Below are 2,749 nucleotides of genomic sequence, written 5' to 3'. Positions count from 1 at the left end.
CGCTCTGCTGCCGGCAGAATGGATAAACGGAGCACCGGTTGTTGCGCGTCCGTGGTCAGCGCCTCCGCCAGCGCACTGAGGGCCGTGTGCAGATAATGCACGATCCTGTCCGGATCAACCCCGTCCACGGTCTGCGCCACCAGGGTGAAACCGTCCCCGTGATCATCCACGGAGAGGGTGATGGGGTAGTTCGTCCGCTCTTCCGAAACCAACACACGCATACCGGCCCGGGCAGGATTGTCCCCCGCGTCTGACGGGCTGTGCCGGTAATTGAACAGGACGCTGAACAGGGGCAGCGGCGGCATAACCCCGCTGCACCGCTGGGCCAGCGCCAGTGGGGCCTGTTCGTGCGCCAGTAAGGCGGCCAGATCCTGCGCCGTCGCCTGCACGGTGTCCCGCACACTGCGATTTTTCAGGGCTATCCGGATCGGCAGGGTATTGATAAACATGCCCATGACCTGATCGGCGCCGGTGCTGCCTTGCAATCGTCCCGACAACACGGTACCAAACACGACATCATCACGGCCGCTGGTGTGGGCCAGTACCTGCGCACAGGCCACATGGAACAGCACGCCGGGACTGATACCCCATTGGCGCGCCTGCGCACGCAGGGTATGGGCCAGTGTGGTCTCCAGTGGCCAATGGGCTTCTGCTATGTCAGTGCCATCTTCCTGTACATTGAGCAAGCCGAACGGTGCAGTCGGTTCATCAATGTCCGCCAGTCGCTGACGGAAATACGCCTCATGCACCGAAGCCGGGACGCGCAGCGTCTGGGCAATAAAGTTACGGTACGGCAAGGGGGGCGGCAGAGCCTCTCCTTTATCCTGCAATATGCCGTGAATGTCATCCACGAGTAGCGCCAGCGTCATATGGTCGCAGACCAGATGGTGGACACTGAGCGCCAGCAGCCATTCCCCGCTGTCGGTATCATAAGCCGTACTGGCGGCGAATAACGGGGCCTGACTGATAGCCAGCCGATAAGGCAGGCTTGCCTGCAATTGTGCCGGGATATTGGCCGGGGAGGCGGGGATAAAGTCATGCACGGTCAGGCCAGCCTGCCGCCAGACCACCTGCACCGGCTGGCTCAGGCCCTGCCAGCAGACCGCCGTGCGCAGAATATCGTGGCGGTCAATCACCTGTTGCAGGGCGTTCAGAAAGTCCTCCCGGTAAACGCGGGAGTCGAAGGCCAGTACACTGTTTAACAGGTAGGCATCCCGCGCCGTCTGCAACTGGTAATGGAACAGGATACCGGCCTGTAACGGCGACAGCGGGTAGATATCCTGCACATTGGCATGACCGCCGGTCACGGAAGCCGCAATGGTGTCAATCGCCGTCTGTGACAGCGTCACCAATGGCAGCATCTCGGGCGTGATGTGTGTACAACCGGCCGGAATACGGTTGGGCGGCACCCCATCATCCGGCGTCTCTTGCCGGACCGGTATCGCCTGCGCCATCTCCGCCAGTCTGGGGGTGGCGAAAACGGTGCGCACCGCCAGTGCGTACCCGCGGCGGCGCAGTTGTTCAATCAGGCTGACGGCCATCAGGGAATGGCCCCCCAGTTCAAAGAAATGGTCGTGACGACCGACCCGTTCCAGCCCCAGTAAATTCTGCCAGATTTCCGATAATGTGATTTCCAGCTCGCCCACGGGTTCAGCATAGTCACGTGTTATCACGGCGGACTGATCCGGGGCCGGCAGGGCCTTGCGATCGAGTTTGCCGTTCGGGGTCAGCGGGAAAGCGTCTAATCTGACAAAGGCACTGGGGATCATAAACTCCGCCAGCCGGGTACGCAGCTGGTCACGCAAACTGGCGGTATCCAGCGCGACATCCGGCTGTGGCACTACGTAGGCGACCAGCCGTTTTTCACCGTCATTCGCCTCACGGGCCATCACCACGGCCGCCCTGACCCCCTCACAGGCCAGCAATTGTGCCTCAATTTCCCCCGGTTCAAGGCGGAAGCCGCGGATCTTGACCTGAAAATCCGCGCGGCCCTGATATTCGAGATTGCCCTCCGGCAACCAGCGGCCTAAATCACCGGTTTTATACAGTCTGGCATTCGGCTGGGAACTGAACGGATCAGCCACAAAGCGTTCAGCCGTCAGGTCAGGCCGATGCAGGTACCCCCGGGTGACCCCCGCCCCTCCGATGTAAATTTCACCGGTGACACCCAGCGGGACCGGCTGCCCGGCCCGGTCAAGCAGATAGATTTGGGTATTGGCAATCGGGCGGCCGATATGGGGAACAAAGCCGCTGGCTCTGTCCATCCGTGCCCAGCTGGAATAAGTGGTCGTCTCTGAAGGGCCGTATAAATTACATACCGACCGGACATCTGTGTGGGCAAACAACTGCGCCACCAGAGAGGCTTTCAGGGCTTCTCCGGCGACATTCACCGTGTGCACGGACGGGGGGAAGGCACCCGCATTGATCAACGATGGGAGGGCGGAAGGGACGGTATTGATCAGGCTTATCGCCGTGTCTGACGGAGCATGAATCAGTGACAGAATATCGGCCACAAGATGCACCGTGCCTCCCGAAATCAGCGGGGCAAAGCATTCATACACCGCCAAATCAAAATTCAGCGAAGTGGCAAACAAAGTCTGGGCCAGTTCTTCGGCGCTGAACGTCTGTTTCGCCCAGCTCAGGAAGTTCACGGTATTGCGGTGGGTGACGGCGACCCCTTTGGGTTGGCCGGTGGAGCCGGAAGTGTAAATCACATAGGCCAGATGACGTGAAGTGAGTCCCTGCATGG

The 2,749-nt window shown here is 60.6% G+C and carries 1 protein-coding gene; it reads right to left on the bottom strand.

The genetic code is table 11. From position 1 onward, the window contains the following. A partial coding sequence (locus AACX38_RS05505) for a non-ribosomal peptide synthetase (RefSeq protein WP_228865869.1) occupies positions 1 to 2,749 on the bottom strand: 2,749 nt, incomplete at both ends.

It is taken from the genome of Xenorhabdus sp. PB30.3, assembly GCF_963895965.1.
GTDB lineage: Bacteria > Pseudomonadota > Gammaproteobacteria > Enterobacterales > Enterobacteriaceae > Xenorhabdus > Xenorhabdus stockiae.
This window is presented reverse-complemented; position numbering and strand designations above follow the sequence as displayed.